The following is a 14,456-nucleotide window of genomic DNA, read 5'->3' as shown; positions in this document are numbered from 1 at the left end:
CAATAAAGGACCGATCTGCATTTTGCAGGTCGGTCTTTTTGTGTTATGTGAAACTTCTGATTGTTCTGATTATTGGTGGAGTCATTGACATGACACCTCTCGCTTGTTACCATAACATCAATATTCTTTTATAGAAGAGAAAGCGAGTGGATAACATGTGGGAGAACAAATTTGCTAAAGAAGGCTTGACGTTTGATGACGTCTTGCTCGTACCACGTCGTTCAAGTGTCTTACCGCGAGATGTTGATTTGTCAGTAACATTATGCGAAGGGATTACATTAAACATCCCTTTGATCAGTGCTGGAATGGATACTGTAACAGAAGCTCCAATGGCCATTGCAATGGCACGTCAAGGGGGTCTCGGCGTCATTCACAAGAATATGTCGATGGAAGATCAAGCCGAGCATGTGGATCGTGTTAAGCGTTCTGAGAATGGTGTCATTACAAATCCTTTTTATCTCACGCCAGAACGACAAGTCTATGATGCTGAATATTTGATGAGCAAATACCGGATTTCCGGTGTTCCGATCGTCAATAATGAAACGGAGCGTAAACTGGTCGGTATCTTAACGAATCGTGATCTTCGTTTCGTAAAAGATTACTCGACCGTCATCGAAACCGTCATGACGACAGAAGAACTGGTTACAGCAAAAGTCGGTACTTCTTTAGAAGAAGCAGAACAGATTCTCCACAAACATCGGATTGAAAAGTTGCCACTCGTTGATGAGAACGGTGTTTTAAAAGGATTGATTACAACAAAGGATATTGAAAAAGTTGAGCAATATCCACATGCAGCAAAAGATTCATTTGGACGTCTGCTTGTTGCAGCAGCTGTCGGTGTCACAAAAGATGCATCGGTTCGTGCCAAGTTCCTCGTAGATGCAGGAGTTGACGCATTGGTCGTCGATACGGCGCACGGTCACTCAGAAGGGGTTCTCGTGAAGGTACGTGAACTTCGTGATGAATATCCGAACTTGCCAATCATCGCAGGAAACGTGGCGACAGCTGAAGCGACACGTGATTTGATTGAAGCAGGTGCTTCAGTCATCAAAGTCGGAATCGGACCGGGATCAATTTGTACGACACGTGTCGTTGCAGGAGTCGGGGTTCCGCAAATTACAGCTGTCTTTGATTGTGCGACAGAAGCCCGCAAGCACGGTGTCTCGATTATCGCCGATGGTGGAATAAAGTATTCAGGGGATATCGTCAAAGCACTCGCAGCAGGCGGTCATGCTGTCATGTTAGGTAGCTTGCTTGCTGGTGTCGAGGAAAGTCCGGGAGAAATGGAAATTTACCAAGGTCGTCAATTCAAGACGTATCGTGGTATGGGATCGGAAGCTTCGATGAAGCGCGGTAGCCAAGATCGTTATTTCCAAGAAGCCGACAAGAAGTTTGTTCCAGAAGGAATCGAAGGTCGTGTGGCGTATCGCGGTAAACTCGGTGACTCTGTTTATCAACTCGTTGGAGGCATTCGTTCAGGAATGGGATACTGTGGTTCTGCTTCACTTGAAGAATTACGTGAAGAAACACAGTTTATCCGGATGACAGGTGCAGGTTTACAGGAAAGCCATCCTCACGACATTCAAATTACAAAAGAAGCTTCAAACTATACGCGTCAATAACTCAAAACCCTGCGGCCAATGAAGGTCGCAGGGTTTTTTTGTGGATAACCTTGTGGATAAACTTACTGTAACTGCCAAGCTGCAACGAGCTCAGTAATCCCCTGATTCAACTGTTGTTCTGTCAGACTTGCAAATCCGAGAACAATCTGTGGATGAACTGTGGATAACGGCAGTTGGGCATAATCTGATAGACCATACACGTGAATGGAAGATTCATTCGCCCGTCGCAGTAACTCCTGTTCATCCATCCCATTCGAGACGGAAAGGACGATATGCAGTCCGGCACTTTCTCCCGTCAATCGCAGAAACGGAACATCCCGGAGAGCGTGAACGACGACATCGAGTTTCCGGCGGTAGATTTTTCGCATCCGGTTCAAATGTTTTTCAAAGTCACCTTCTTTCATGAAGCGTGCCAAAATTGTTTGATCAAATCGGGAGACACTGCACGTGTAGTACGGAAATTCAGTTTGATATCGTTCTAGTAAAGGGCGGGGCAGCACCATGTATCCGATTCGAAGGGACGGCATTAACGATTTTGAAAATGTACTCAGGTAAATCACCCGTTCACTGTCCATACTGTGCAAGGAAGGAATTGATTTTCCACTGTATCGGAATTCACTGTCATAATCATCTTCAATGATATAACGGCTATCCGATTCAGCTGCCCAGTTTAGCAGCTGCCGGCGTCGATTGACAGACAGAATACTGCCGGACGGAAACTGGTGGGCTGGTGTCACATACATCACATCGGCTGGACTTTGAATCAGAGAATGAATCGTTAAACCGTTTTGGTCGACAGGAATCGGAATGGTCTTTCGTTCATGACTTTCAAGGATTAAGCGTGTCGCATGATACCCGGGATCTTCAATGCCATAAGTCGTCGATTTTCCTAACAAAAAGATGATTTGCGGCAGAAGTTGTTCGACGCCGGAACCAATGATGATCTGTTCTGGAGAACAGACGACCCCCCGTGAATGATAAAGATACGTTGCAATCTCAAGACGTAACGCTAAATCACCTTGCGGATGTCCGAGGGAGACCAGTGATTGGTTTTGTTCATCGATGACATCCTTGGCATGTTTTCGCCAACGCGAAAAAGGAAAGGAGGAGCCGTCGATTTTACTTGGGTGAAAATCGTACCGCATGGTCGGTTTTTGACTTGTCCGTTGGCTTGTCGGCAAAGGTGTTGTTTTGACATACGCCAGCTCTTCGTATGCTAAGACGAAGTAACCTTTCCGGGAAACGGATTCGACATATCCTTCTGCGACCAATTGTTGATAAGCCAGTTCAATGGTCGTCTGGCTGAGATTTAAAAACTGACCAAGCTTTCGTTTTGACGGTAATTTCGTCCCATAGGCCAGGCGTCCTTCAATGATTTCCTGACGTATTTGTTGATACAGCTGTTCATACAACGGACGATTTCCCTCCCGTACTAACTCAAACGATAACATGTCCATAGATTATCTCCTTTTCACTGACCTGGTTAATTCATCATAAACTGATACTTTTAAAATAGTCAACGAAGAATATACTAAAAAGTATCACCGATTGAAAATACTATCAATGTCTAGGGGGAATTCATAATGATGGAGCGACAACAAGGATCAAATCGTGTCAAACGAGGGATGGCCGAAATGCAAAAGGGTGGCGTCATCATGGACGTCGTGAATGCGGAGCAGGCTAAAATCGCAGAAGCTGCCGGTGCGGTGGCGGTCATGGCACTTGAACGGGTACCATCGGATATCCGGCGTGACGGTGGGGTGGCCCGGATGGCCGATCCACTCATTACAGAAGACGTTTTGCAGGCCGTGTCGATTCCGGTGATGGCGAAGTGCCGTATCGGACATATCGTGGAAGCACGGGTTCTTGAATCATTAGGTGTTGATTTTATCGATGAAAGTGAAGTCCTGACGCCGGCAGATGAAGAATATCATTTGTTGAAATCGGCGTTTACAGTCCCGTTTGTCTGTGGAGCACGTGATTTAGGGGAAGCAGCACGACGGATTGCGGAAGGAGCGGCCATGATCCGGACAAAAGGGGAACCGGGGACGGGCAATGTCGTGGAAGCTGTTCGTCATATGAGGAAGATTCAAGCGCAACTTCAGCAGATTCTTCATTCGCAACCTGACGAATTGATGACACGCAGTAAAGAGTGGGGAGCCTCTTACGAAGTATTACAACAGATTCAAGCAGGAGGTCGTCTTCCAGTCGTCAATTTTGCAGCGGGTGGAATTGCGACGCCAGCTGATGCCGCCTTGATGATGCATCTCGGAGCCGATGGTGTGTTTGTCGGTTCCGGTATCTTTAAATCGGAACATCCGGAACGCGTCGCGAAAGCGATTGTCGAAGCCGTGACATACAAAGACGATTTCGAACGGATTGCCCATCTTTCGAGAGGGCTGGGCACGGCGATGAAAGGAATCGATGTGACGTCGATGCCGTTTGAAGAACGGATGGCGCCACGCGGATGGTAATTGGTATATTAGGTGTCCAAGGTGCCGTACGGGAACATCAAGAGATGCTTCATGCACTCGGAGTCAAAACGATCATCGTCAAGTCGGCTGCGGACTTGGACGGGATTGACGGTTTAATCTTACCGGGCGGGGAATCAACGACGATCCGCCGGTTGATTGATCGATATGGACTGCTCGATGTCTTGCGGGGTCAAATCGATACGTTGCCGATGTTCGGTACATGTGCCGGAATGATTTTACTGGCAAATGAATTGAGTGAAGGTCCTGCCCATTTACGAGCCATTCCGATGACAGTAAAGCGAAATGCGTTTGGGCGACAAGTCGACAGCTTTGAGACATCTTTAATTGTTGAAGGTGTAGGGCAGGATATCGAAGCTGTTTTCATCCGAGCTCCTTTTGTCGAACATGTTGGAGAAGGGGTACGTGTCCTGGCTGCAATCGGGACAGCCGCCGTTGCCGTCGAGACGGACCTCCATCTCGCCTGCTCCTTCCATCCGGAGTTGACGTCAGATCGACGTCTTCACGACTATTTCATTCAAAAAATCAGACAGCGGACAGCCGTTTCTGTTTGACCAAAAGCTAAGGAGAAACCGTCAGTTTCCGGCTGTCGGTTTCTTTTTTTGTGCTACACTGAAAAGATAGAACATCATTTGAAGGAGAGGACCGATGAAACGTCTTTTCACACTCTTCCTGAGTGTACTTATACTGACAGCTGGTTTGTCACCGATGACAGGCTATGCGGAAACACCGGACATTCAGGCGGAATCTTACATCATGGTCGATGCTGTGACAGGTAAGATTTTATTGGCTGAACAGGCTGAGTTGTCGTTACCGCCGGCTTCGATGACAAAATTGATGACACTTTATCTCGTACGTCAGCAAATTGAGCAGAAAAAACTGTCGTGGAATCAAACGGTTCGACCAAGTGGAAAAGTGTTGAAACTTGCGAAAACAGAAGGAATTGCCCGGTTACCGATTCGGAAAACAACGTATACGATTCGGGAGCTGTATGATGCTGCCTTCATCAAATCAGCCAACGATGCGGCCGTTTTGTTGGCAGAAGTCATGGAGGGAACGGAAAAACAATTCGTCGAACGGATGAATGAAACAGCGGCCGCACTGGGAATGAAAGACACGGAATATGCAAATGCATCCGGACTGGATGCTGTCGATGCGACATTACCGGGAACGAACTTGATGACGGCGATGGATATTTCGCTTTTGATCATCCGTTACATTCAAGACTATCCGGATGTATTAGATGTGACGAAACGTTCGTTCATTACAATCAATGGAGCGAAGGTGGAAAACTCCAATAAGATGTTGCCGCGTCAACCGTATGCGTACAGCGGAATGCGGGGAATGAAGACCGGGACGACGGATCTTGCCGGATACTGTTTTGCGAGTGTCGCTACACGCGGGAATTTAACGCTCGTTTCAGTCGTCATGCGAAGTAAATCGGATAAAGCCCGATTCGCCGAAACGAAAAAATTGCTCGATTATGGGTTTTCTTCTTTTGAACCGTTGACGTATTACGGAAAAGGAGAACAAATCACAGGCGCTTTACCGATCCGGGGGGCAAAACAAGCCCGTTATGATGTTGTGACGAAAACAGCTTTATACGTGACGGTATTAAAAAATCAGCCGAAACCCCAGACGCCCGTCTTTCAATTTTCAAAAGCCGAAGCCCCGTTAAAGCGGGGTGAAGCCATCGGGACGGTTCAAGTAGAGGACGCTGGACGGTACTTGCCCGGCTTTTCCATTCCTCAGGCTGTCGTAACCAGTGCTGAAAAAGTTGAACTGGCGAGCTTCCAGACACGTTTGTTCCGTGCGATTTCCGCCTGGTCAAAAAAAATCAGTCAAGCGATTCATCAACCAACCCTTGTCAACCGTAAAGGGGATAGTGTAAAGTAAAGCTAATCTCATAATGATGTCATGAACGGACCAAGTAAAAGCATTTATTCTGTTAAGAGAGCTAGTGGGTGGTGCGAACTAGTCAGAAGGATACTTTGAATCGAGCCGGATCACACACCTTGCGAACAAGGTGCGGGTACGCCCGTTATCGCGTCTTTAGAGTTGGCTAGTGATACTAGCAATGAGGGTGGCAACGCGGATCCAGGTGATTCGTCCCTCTTCGGTTTTAGGACCGGAGAGGGATGGATTGCCTTTTTTTATTGAAAAAAGGAGGAAGAAACATGATTGATATTAAAAGATTACGCCAGGATTTTGACGCGATTCAAGAAAAACTTGCCCATCGAGGTGAGGATTTGACGGATATGAACCGGTTCATCGCACTTGATGAGAAGCGCCGGGAATTGATTGCGAAAACAGAAGTTTTGAAAGCAGAACGAAATGAAGCGACAAAAAAAATCGCGGAACTGAAACGAAACAAAGAAAATGCGGATGAGGCGATTACAGCGATGCGTCAAGTCGGCGATGAAGTTAAAGCGCTTGATGAAGAATTGCGTGAAGTCGAAGCGACACTAAACCTGTTGTTGCTCGGGATTCCGAACATTCCCCATGACAGTGTACCAATCGGTTCTACGGAAGACGATAATGTCGTCATCCGCGAAGTCGGTGACAAGCCGGTGTTTGATTTCGAAGCTGTACCGCACTGGGATTTGATGGAGCAGTTAAAAATCGTTGATGTCGAACGGGCCGGAAAAGTAACGGGCAGCCGATTCGTCTTTTACCGCGGTGCCGGTGCACGTCTTGAGCGGGCATTGATCAACTTCATGATGGATTTACACCAGGATAAAAACGGCTATACGGAAATTCTTCCGCCGCTCATGGTCAACCGCGATTCTATGACAGGAACAGGGCAGCTTCCGAAATTCGAGGAAGATGCGTTTAAAGTCGAAGATACGAACTACTTCCTCGTCCCGACAGCAGAAGTACCGGTGACGAACATGCACCGGGACGAAATCCTGTCAGCGGATCAATTGCCGATCGGCTATGCAGCTTACAGCCAATGTTTCCGGTCTGAAGCAGGTTCTGCCGGCCGTGATACGCGCGGTTTGATCCGTCAGCACCAATTCAACAAAGTGGAACTGGTCCGCTTCGTCAAACCGGAAGAATCATACGAACAGCTTGAGTTATTGACAGGACAAGCAGAAGACGTCCTGAAATTACTCAAACTTCCGTATCAAGTTTTAAGCATGTGTACAGCAGATCTTGGTTTCACAGCTGCGAAGAAATATGACATCGAAGTTTGGATGCCGAGCCAAGGTGTGTACCGTGAGATTTCTTCTTGCTCAAACTTTGAAGATTTCCAAGCGCGGCGGGCACAAATCCGTTTCCGTCGGGAAGCGAATGCTAAACCGGAATTCGTCCATACGTTAAACGGATCTGCACTTGCAGTCGGACGGACGGTAGCGGCAATTCTTGAGAACTATCAACAAGCAGATGGATCAGTTGTTATTCCAGAAGTGCTTCGTCCATACATGGGCGGTCTTGAAGTCATTCAAGGATAAGTAGGAAGGGGGAGATTTCCCCCTTCTAATTTTTTAAAAAGTTTTTTTAGAAAAAGGCTTTACACAATAAAACCAAGATGCTATCATAATTTATGTCAGGAAGGCGCTTGTACAACACGATGCGCAATTATAAGTACGGAGGCGTACTCAAGTGGTTTAAGAGAACGGTCTTGAAAACCGTCAGGCGGCGAAAGCCGTGCGTGGGTTCGAATCCCACCGCCTCCTCCATTTCTTTTTTTTTACCTGAAAACTACATATAACTTGGAGGCGTACTCAAGTGGTTTAAGAGAACGGTCTTGAAAACCGTCAGGCGGCGAAAGCCGTGCGTGGGTTCGAATCCCACCGCCTCCTCCACTTCTTTTTTTTTACCTAAAATTACATGTAACATGGAGTCGTACCCAAGCCCGGCTGAAGGGGACGGACTCGAAATCCGTTAGGGGTCGCAAGGCCCGCGTGGGTTCGAATCCCACCGACTCCGCTTATATAAGCATCTCCCAGTCATGGTGAGGTGCTTTTTTATTGCTTCCATCGAGAGTGGCATGCTATGTTTTCCTACATCTTAGACAGAAAAAGGAGCAGCAATTATGACACTCACTAAACAAACGTTACTCACGCATTATCAGGACACGATGGATTTTGTTCGTGGTCTTGAACATATACCGGAAGAAGCATGGCGGACACCTTATGTGGAAGGGAAATGGACAGTCGCTGAAATCATCGGTCATTTATCGCCGTGGGACCGGTTCATTGTCGCGGAACGCTTGCCATATATTTTGGCCAATGAGCCGTTCCGTGTGAAACCGGACAGCGAGGCTGTTAACGAAGAGGCTGCAAAAATGAGCCGGGAACAACAACGTATTTTGACGATTGATGAATTTTTAGTCAGCCGTGATCGGTTGCACCGTGCCGTTGAACTGATTCCAGAAGACCGTTTGACGGATACATTCACGTCAAAAGGAAAAACGATTTCCCTTCTCGACTTTTTAGGTGCCATGATGCAACATGATTTGCATCACCGGGCTCAAATTGAACAAGTAACCGTAGCATGAAAAAAGCCCGTCGACCTAAACGTCGACGGGCTTTTGGATTAGCGGATTTTAGCAATGCGGGCAACTTCAAGTTGTTTGTCGATTTTTGATAAAATCCGTTCGATGGATTCCGGTTCGTTCAACAAATCGTATTCGTCAATTGATAGACGAAGGACAGGGCAGATCGTGAAGTTATTGATCCAGTTCGTGTAGCGTTCGTACATTTCTTCCCAATACTCGATTGGCGTTTGTTGTTCCATTTCGCGTCCGCGTAAACGAATCCGCTCGAGAACTTGTTCAAACGATCCTTCGAGATAAATCAGGAGATCCGGATGCGGGAAGAACGGTGTCATGACCATTGCGTCAAACAAACTCGAGTACGTTTCATAGTCTGTTGGCGACATCGTTCCTTTTTCGAAATGCATTTTCGCAAAGATACCTGTATCTTCGTAAATTGAACGGTCTTGAATAAAACCGCCACCGTATTGGAAGATTTTCTTTTGTTCCTTAAAACGTTCAGCAAGGAAGTAAATTTGTAAGTGGAAGCTCCACCGCTCGAAATCATGATAAAATTTGTCGAGGTAAGGGTTCGTATCGACTTTTTCAAGAGATGTCCGGAAACCAAGTGAGTCTGCTAGACCGTTTGTAATCGTCGATTTACCGATACCGACCATTCCGCCGATCGTGATGACGGCGTCTGCCGGGATGTTGTACTTTTCGCGTAACTTCGAGTTCATGCGTGGTTCGCTCCTTCATATAATTCATTGCGGATCTTTGTCAGGACGTATTCTAAATCTTCCGGACGTTTGACGAAGTCAAGTTCATCTCCGTTGAAACGGATGACTTTCACTTCCGGATGTTTGATTTGATAATCCGTGACGAACGTTTCGTAATCAGCTGCCAGTTGTTCGAGGTAAGCACGTGACATGTTTTCTTCAATCTCACGTCCGCGTAAAGCAACACGCTTCATCAACGTGTCGATGCTTGCATCTAAATAAATGACGGCATCCGGTTTAGGCATATCCGTTGTCAGGATCGAATAGATTTGTTCGTACTTATCGAGGTGCTCGACTTTCAGAGAACGATGGGCAAAAATAAGATTTTTAAAGATATGATAATCAGCGACGACAGAGCGTTGCTTACTGAGATAGTGACGTTCGATATCATCGAGTTGCTTAAAGCGATTACACAGGAAGAACATTTCCGTTTGGAAACTCCATTCTTCAATGTCTTCATAGAACTTTCCAAGAAAGGGATTTTCTTCGACGATTTCGCGTAACATAGAAAATGAGAAATGGTGACTGATGGCGTTAGCAAGTGAAGTTTTTCCAACACCAATGGGTCCTTCAACCGTTATGAACATATTCAATTACCCTCCGTTCAGCAAAGTGCAATTTATATTTTAGCACAAAGCAGGGGCACCTGCCGAAGTTTCCCGGAGAGAATTTTTGTAAAGATAGGAAGTGTGATGATGGAACGGCATGAATACTATATGCACCTTGCCATTGAGGAAGCAAAAAAAGCAAAAGCCATCGGAGAAGTCCCGATTGGTTGTGTCATTGTTAAAGGGGATGAGGTGATCGCGACCGGTTATAATCACCGGGAAACGAATCATCAGGCGACGGCGCATGCAGAGCTGTTAGCAATCGAAGAAGCCTGCAGCAAGCTCGCCAACTGGCGTCTTGAAGGATGCGAACTCTATGTGACGCTCGAACCTTGTCCGATGTGTGCCGGAGCCATCATGCTGTCGCGGATCGAACACGTCATCTTCGGAGCGGTCGATCCGAAAGGTGGCTGTTGCGGGACGTTGATGAATTTGGTTCAGGATGACCGGTTCAATCATGTGTCACAATTGACAGGTGGTGTCCTTGAACAGGAGTGCGGCGAGATGCTGACTGCATTTTTCCGGGAGCTTCGGGCGAAAAAGAAACAACAGAAACGGGCAATGGGTTGCAACGGGACCGATGAAACAGTATAATGAAAAAGCACTCGAAACAAGTGCCACTAAAATACGATAAACCATTTGCCGTGCTAGGTGGGGATGTAGCGGTTCCCTGTCACTCGCAATCCGCTATAGCGAGACTGAATTCCATATCGAGGGATAGGATTGGTGTGGTCTGCCTTACGTAAGTAGCGTTGACGTCTGAGTCCTGCGCAACAGATACCCATGAACCAGGTCAGGTCCGGAAGGAAGCAGCCTTAAGTGGTGCTCTCTGTGTGCCGCAGGAGTGCTTGGACTGAGCAGGCTGCGTGAGTAACGCATGTTGAACCTATTTCAGAATATGGTGCGCGGCAGTTTAATTTTAGATAACAAGTCTACAGCCGGTTCCGGTTGTAGACTTTTTTAGGTAGAATAGAAAGAGGATTTTGAACTACCTCCACCTACGCTTCGCTAAGAGGTGGAGGATTCCTGAGTTATCCAACCTAGCGATCAAAAATTTATCAGGCTAACCCCGTCGTCCCGACGGTTGAATATTGATCTTGTCCGTTTCTTTTATACGGATGCCTACTCTGCTTGGTTTTCGCTACTTCGATCATCCGCAAGGTGAACGTTGAAGATTTTACGTGACAGACGAACTTCCTGTCACAACCCTATATCTTCAGTTTTCAAAGAACATGACTATTTTTTTATTCCTGATTTTAATTGTTTTCAAACCAAGAGTGTCGGACAATTGGCGTGTCGCAAGACACGCCTTGCCCGAAGACGATTCATCCCCCACTTGCACTAGGGCCTTGCCCTGAACGTTTAGAAGTGGGAGTGTTCTCGTCTGATTTTGATAAATAGAGGAGGCGCAAACTTGGCCTATCAAGCATTATATCGGGTATACCGGCCGCAGCGTTTTGATGAAGTCGTCGGACAGGCCCATATCACCCGGACGATTCAAAACGCCTTGATGGAAGAACGGATGTCACATGCCTATCTGTTCTCTGGACCACGAGGAACAGGGAAAACCAGTCTGGCAAAAATCATTGCGAAGGCAATCAACTGTGAAAAAGCGCCTGTAAATGAACCGTGCAACGAATGTCCGACGTGTCGGGCAATTACAGAAGGATCAAGTCCTGATGTGTTTGAAATCGATGCCGCGTCCAACAACGGTGTTGATGAAATCCGGGAAATCCGGGATAAGGTCAAATATCCACCATCGGAAGCAGCATACAAAGTGTATATCATCGATGAAGTCCATATGTTATCAACCGGTGCCTTCAATGCGTTATTAAAAACATTGGAAGAACCGCCAGCGCATGCGATTTTCATCCTGGCAACGACGGAACCGCATAAAATTCCGGCGACGATTATTTCACGTTGTCAACGCTTTGATGTGAAACGGCATGAAGTGGATCAATTAATGGAACGGATGCAGTACATCTTGTCGGATCAAACAATCGGCTACACGGAAACGGCGTTACGGTTGATTGCCCGGGCTGCGGATGGCGGAATGCGGGATGCATTAAGTCTGCTCGATCAGGCAGTTGCCTTTTCAAATGGAGACTTAACGGATGATGCTGTATTAGAAGTGACGGGTGCCGTTGAGGATGAAGCATTGCTCGCGGTCGCCAATGCCCTGCAAGCCCATCAAGTCGACCAGTTGTTGCAGACGCTTGAAAAAATGCAACGTGCAGGAAAAGACTTGAAGCGGTTCGTTGAAGACTTGGTGTTTTTCTATCGTGATACATTGCTACTCAAGACCTCTCCGACAGCAGTTGATTTACTGGAACGGGCTCGACCGACGGAAGCGTTCAAAACATTCGTCGAGACAATCGAGACGGAAACATGTTTCCACGTCATTGAACAGTTACATGACTGCCAGCAGCAGATGCGTTTGACCAACCATCCACGTGTTCTAGTCGAAATTGCGTTCATTCAGATTGCGGAACAAGGACGGACGACAGGACAAATCATGCAAAGTTTGCAACAAGAGGTACGGGAACTGAAGGAACAGATGCATCAGTTGAAAGTGACCGGAGTCCCGGTTGCTGAAGGAAAGCCTGCCCAACAGCCTGCTAAGCGAAAACAAGCCCGACCGACAGTACGGATTGCCAAGGAGCGAATTCGGCAAATGTTGAGTCGTGCAGAGAAGACGCAACTTCTTGAGATTCAAGAACGTTGGGATGCCATTTTGAAATTGATTCTGAAACAAGATGGTCCGATTTATTCTTTGGTACATGAAAGTAAACCAGTCCTGTGTTCGGAAGATACATTATTGATTGAGTTTGATAACGGGAAAGGCTGGCATTTTGAACAGGTCATGACCAACGAACGGACGCGTTTCGTCATTGAAGAAGCGTTGTTTGAGGTCTGCGGTGTGAAACGTCAGATTCTTGCGATTCTCGATAATGACTGGAAAGAACTAAAAGCAGAGTTTGTTGCGAAACGAAATAGTAGTAATATAGAAGAGAAAGAAGTGGCAGTCGAATCTGAAGAAGATCGATTGTTGTCCGAGACGCTCGGGCGATTTGGTGATATCGTAGAATTCGAAGACTAATTTCAGTTAGAGGAGGAAGAATTATGCGTGGTATGGGAAACATGAACAATATGATGAAACAAATGCAAAAGATGCAAAAAGATATGGCGAAAGCGCAAGAAGAGTTAAAGGACTTGACGGTGACAGGAACGGCCGGTGGCGAAATGGTTTCTGTCGTAGCAGATGGTCATAAAAATATCATCGATGTCATCATTAAAGAAGAGGTCGTTGATCCGGACGACGTTGAGATGATTCAAGATCTTGTTCTAGCGGCTACGAATGATGCTTTGAAAAAAGTAGATGAACTCGTTTCGAGTAAGATGGGTAAATTTACACAAGGAATGAACATGCCGGGAATGTTTTAAACTGTAGGGGGAAACGAATTGCAATATCCTGAAGCAATCAGCCGCTTAATCGAAAGTTTTACAAAGTTACCAGGGATTGGTCCGAAAACGGCTGTCCGTCTTGCGTTTCATGTCCTTGATATGGAAGAAGACGATGTGCTGATGTTCGGAAAGGCACTGGTAAGCGCAAAGCGTGATATTTCATACTGTAGCATCTGTGGGAATATCACGGATAAAGATCCTTGTTACGTCTGTTCTGATAAACACCGTAACCGGACAATCGTTTGTGTCGTTCAAGATTCACGGGATGTCATCGCGATGGAAAAGATGCGGGACTATCAAGGGTTGTACCATGTCTTACACGGGGCAATCAGTCCAATGGAAGGAATCGGTCCTGAAGATATCAATGTATCGAGCTTATTGACGCGCTTGCAGGCGGATGAAGCCATTACAGAAATCATTTTGGCAACGAATCCGAACATTGAAGGGGAAGCGACAGCAATGTATCTTTCCCGACTGCTGAAACCGACGGGTATTCGTGTTACCCGGATTGCCCATGGTCTTCCGGTCGGTGGTGATTTAGAGTACGCGGATGAAGTAACGTTATCCCGTGCCATGGAGGGAAGACGGGAGTTATGAATTGGTTTCGGAAAAAAATCCGGAGCGAATATGATGAACGTTTTCTTCGGGAACTGGCGCAGGCACAAGAAAATTACTTGATGAAACGCCGTTTGCTTGAAATCAGTTACGATGATTACGGTGATCTCGAAGCTCAAATGAAGCTGGCTGAATCCGTTTATTACTTCTATATTAGAGAAGCGAAGAAACGACGTGTTTCGTTACCAACTGTTCGCTTATAATGAAACAAGAGGAAGGCTACCGCCTAGCAATGAGGTGGTAGCCTTCTTTTCTATTCTTTTTAAAATTAATTAAATAAAAGAGTTGTCAGGTTGTAATTATCGTGGTATATTAATTCTTGTCCTTAAGAGGACGAGCGCACTGCCGGAAACAAGAGAAAAACTTCTTTCAAAAAGTTGTTGACTTATTGTTTT

The 14,456-nt window shown here is 46.4% G+C and carries 14 protein-coding genes, 3 tRNA genes, 1 other RNA gene and 1 other annotated feature; of the genes, 15 read left to right on the top strand and 3 right to left on the bottom strand.

The genetic code is table 11. The annotated features are described in order from the left end of the window. Positions 1-155 precede the first annotated feature (155 nt). The gene (gene guaB / locus DVG79_RS15935; protein WP_012368922.1) at positions 156-1,622 is read left to right on the top strand and encodes an IMP dehydrogenase; all 1,467 of its coding nucleotides are present in this window, start codon (positions 156-158) and stop codon (positions 1,620-1,622) included. Between the two features lie 62 nt (positions 1,623-1,684). Here guaB and pdxR read toward each other — a convergent pair whose 3' ends face one another. Beyond that, a complete protein-coding gene (gene pdxR / locus DVG79_RS15930) occupies positions 1,685-3,079 on the bottom strand; it encodes a MocR-like pyridoxine biosynthesis transcription factor PdxR (RefSeq protein WP_114597544.1) in 1,395 nt (464 codons plus the stop codon). A gap of 129 nt (positions 3,080-3,208) precedes the next feature. Between pdxR and pdxS the strand changes: the two genes are divergently transcribed. The 8 genes from pdxS (at position 3,209) to DVG79_RS15890 (ending at position 8,618) form a co-directional block, all read left to right on the top strand. Then, positions 3,209-4,096, top strand: coding sequence for a pyridoxal 5'-phosphate synthase lyase subunit PdxS (gene pdxS / locus DVG79_RS15925; RefSeq protein ID WP_199505875.1), 888 nt, complete (start codon positions 3,209-3,211; stop codon positions 4,094-4,096). Beyond that, positions 4,090-4,668, top strand: a complete 579-nt coding sequence (pdxT, locus tag DVG79_RS15920; RefSeq protein WP_114597542.1) for a pyridoxal 5'-phosphate synthase glutaminase subunit PdxT — start codon at positions 4,090-4,092, stop codon at positions 4,666-4,668. The genes pdxS and pdxT overlap by 7 nt, the downstream gene beginning before the upstream one ends. 94 nt (positions 4,669-4,762) lie before the next feature. Then, positions 4,763-6,010: a D-alanyl-D-alanine carboxypeptidase family protein gene (locus DVG79_RS15915; protein WP_114597541.1), complete on the top strand. Its 1,248-nt coding sequence runs from the start codon at positions 4,763-4,765 to the stop codon at positions 6,008-6,010. A gap of 12 nt (positions 6,011-6,022) precedes the next feature. Next, positions 6,023-6,231, top strand: a binding site (T-box leader). Between the two features lie 60 nt (positions 6,232-6,291). Further along, positions 6,292-7,569, top strand: a complete 1,278-nt coding sequence (serS, locus tag DVG79_RS15910) for a serine--tRNA ligase (protein WP_114597540.1) — start codon at positions 6,292-6,294, stop codon at positions 7,567-7,569. A gap of 137 nt (positions 7,570-7,706) precedes the next feature. Continuing rightward, a tRNA-Ser gene (locus tag DVG79_RS15905) sits at positions 7,707-7,797 on the top strand. Between the two features lie 35 nt (positions 7,798-7,832). Next, positions 7,833-7,923 (top strand) — tRNA-Ser (locus DVG79_RS15900). A gap of 34 nt (positions 7,924-7,957) precedes the next feature. Beyond that, positions 7,958-8,047 (top strand) — tRNA-Ser (locus DVG79_RS15895). Between the two features lie 106 nt (positions 8,048-8,153). Continuing rightward, positions 8,154-8,618: a DinB family protein gene (locus DVG79_RS15890; protein WP_114597539.1), complete on the top strand. Its 465-nt coding sequence runs from the start codon at positions 8,154-8,156 to the stop codon at positions 8,616-8,618. Positions 8,619-8,656: 38 nt separating this feature from the next. Here the strand turns inward: DVG79_RS15890 and DVG79_RS15885 are convergent, their stop codons facing one another. Continuing rightward, positions 8,657-9,334, bottom strand: coding sequence for a deoxynucleoside kinase (locus tag DVG79_RS15885; protein WP_014969073.1), 678 nt, complete (start codon positions 9,332-9,334; stop codon positions 8,657-8,659). Further along, positions 9,331-9,960 carry a deoxynucleoside kinase gene (locus DVG79_RS15880; RefSeq protein ID WP_012368929.1) on the bottom strand — a complete coding sequence of 210 codons (630 nt, stop codon included), beginning with the start codon at positions 9,958-9,960 and terminating at the stop codon, positions 9,331-9,333. The genes DVG79_RS15885 and DVG79_RS15880 overlap by 4 nt, the downstream gene beginning before the upstream one ends. A 108-nt stretch (positions 9,961-10,068) precedes the next feature. On the opposite strand from DVG79_RS15880, the gene tadA reads away from it, so the two are divergent. From tadA to DVG79_RS15850, 6 genes are all read left to right on the top strand, one after another. Next, entirely contained in the window at positions 10,069-10,575 is a 507-nt protein-coding gene (tadA, locus tag DVG79_RS15875; protein ID WP_114597538.1) for a tRNA adenosine(34) deaminase TadA, read from the top strand. A gap of 48 nt (positions 10,576-10,623) precedes the next feature. Beyond that, an RNA gene (ffs, locus tag DVG79_RS15870) (signal recognition particle sRNA large type) lies at positions 10,624-10,890 on the top strand. 505 nt (positions 10,891-11,395) lie between these two features. Then, complete coding sequence (gene dnaX, locus DVG79_RS15865) at positions 11,396-13,081, top strand: DNA polymerase III subunit gamma/tau (protein WP_114597537.1); 1,686 nt, start codon at positions 11,396-11,398, stop codon at positions 13,079-13,081. A gap of 23 nt (positions 13,082-13,104) precedes the next feature. Beyond that, positions 13,105-13,425, top strand: coding sequence for a YbaB/EbfC family nucleoid-associated protein (locus tag DVG79_RS15860; RefSeq protein ID WP_012368932.1), 321 nt, complete (start codon positions 13,105-13,107; stop codon positions 13,423-13,425). Between the two features lie 18 nt (positions 13,426-13,443). Beyond that, positions 13,444-14,043 (top strand): recombination mediator RecR, encoded by a 600-nt coding sequence (gene recR, locus DVG79_RS15855; RefSeq protein WP_012368933.1) that lies wholly within the window; start codon positions 13,444-13,446, stop codon positions 14,041-14,043. Beyond that, positions 14,040-14,264: a YaaL family protein gene (locus DVG79_RS15850; protein WP_026827023.1), complete on the top strand. Its 225-nt coding sequence runs from the start codon at positions 14,040-14,042 to the stop codon at positions 14,262-14,264. The genes recR and DVG79_RS15850 overlap by 4 nt, the downstream gene beginning before the upstream one ends. The last annotated feature ends 192 nt before the right edge of the window (positions 14,265-14,456 follow it).

It is taken from the genome of Exiguobacterium sp. RIT594, assembly GCF_003339585.1.
Classification (GTDB): Bacteria; Bacillota; Bacilli; order Exiguobacteriales; family Exiguobacteriaceae; genus Exiguobacterium_A.
Note: the sequence above shows the minus strand (reverse complement) of the source record. Positions and strands in the feature narration are given on the sequence as shown.

Excerpts from the sequence above, each read along its gene's own strand:
- guaB (WP_012368922.1), top strand. The coding sequence starts at position 156 with ATGTGGGAGAACAAATTTGCTAAAGAAGGCTTGACGTTTGATGACGTC.
- pdxR (WP_114597544.1), bottom strand. The coding sequence starts at position 3,079 with ATGGACATGTTATCGTTTGAGTTAGTACGGGAGGGAAATCGTCCGTTG.
- pdxS (WP_199505875.1), top strand. The coding sequence starts at position 3,209 with ATGGAGCGACAACAAGGATCAAATCGTGTCAAACGAGGGATGGCCGAA.
- pdxT (WP_114597542.1), top strand. The coding sequence starts at position 4,090 with ATGGTAATTGGTATATTAGGTGTCCAAGGTGCCGTACGGGAACATCAA.
- DVG79_RS15915 (WP_114597541.1), top strand. The coding sequence starts at position 4,763 with ATGAAACGTCTTTTCACACTCTTCCTGAGTGTACTTATACTGACAGCT.
- serS (WP_114597540.1), top strand. The coding sequence starts at position 6,292 with ATGATTGATATTAAAAGATTACGCCAGGATTTTGACGCGATTCAAGAA.
- DVG79_RS15890 (WP_114597539.1), top strand. The coding sequence starts at position 8,154 with ATGACACTCACTAAACAAACGTTACTCACGCATTATCAGGACACGATG.
- DVG79_RS15885 (WP_014969073.1), bottom strand. The coding sequence starts at position 9,334 with ATGAACTCGAAGTTACGCGAAAAGTACAACATCCCGGCAGACGCCGTC.
- DVG79_RS15880 (WP_012368929.1), bottom strand. The coding sequence starts at position 9,960 with ATGTTCATAACGGTTGAAGGACCCATTGGTGTTGGAAAAACTTCACTT.
- tadA (WP_114597538.1), top strand. The coding sequence starts at position 10,069 with ATGGAACGGCATGAATACTATATGCACCTTGCCATTGAGGAAGCAAAA.
- DVG79_RS15860 (WP_012368932.1), top strand. The coding sequence starts at position 13,105 with ATGCGTGGTATGGGAAACATGAACAATATGATGAAACAAATGCAAAAG.
- DVG79_RS15850 (WP_026827023.1), top strand. The coding sequence starts at position 14,040 with ATGAATTGGTTTCGGAAAAAAATCCGGAGCGAATATGATGAACGTTTT.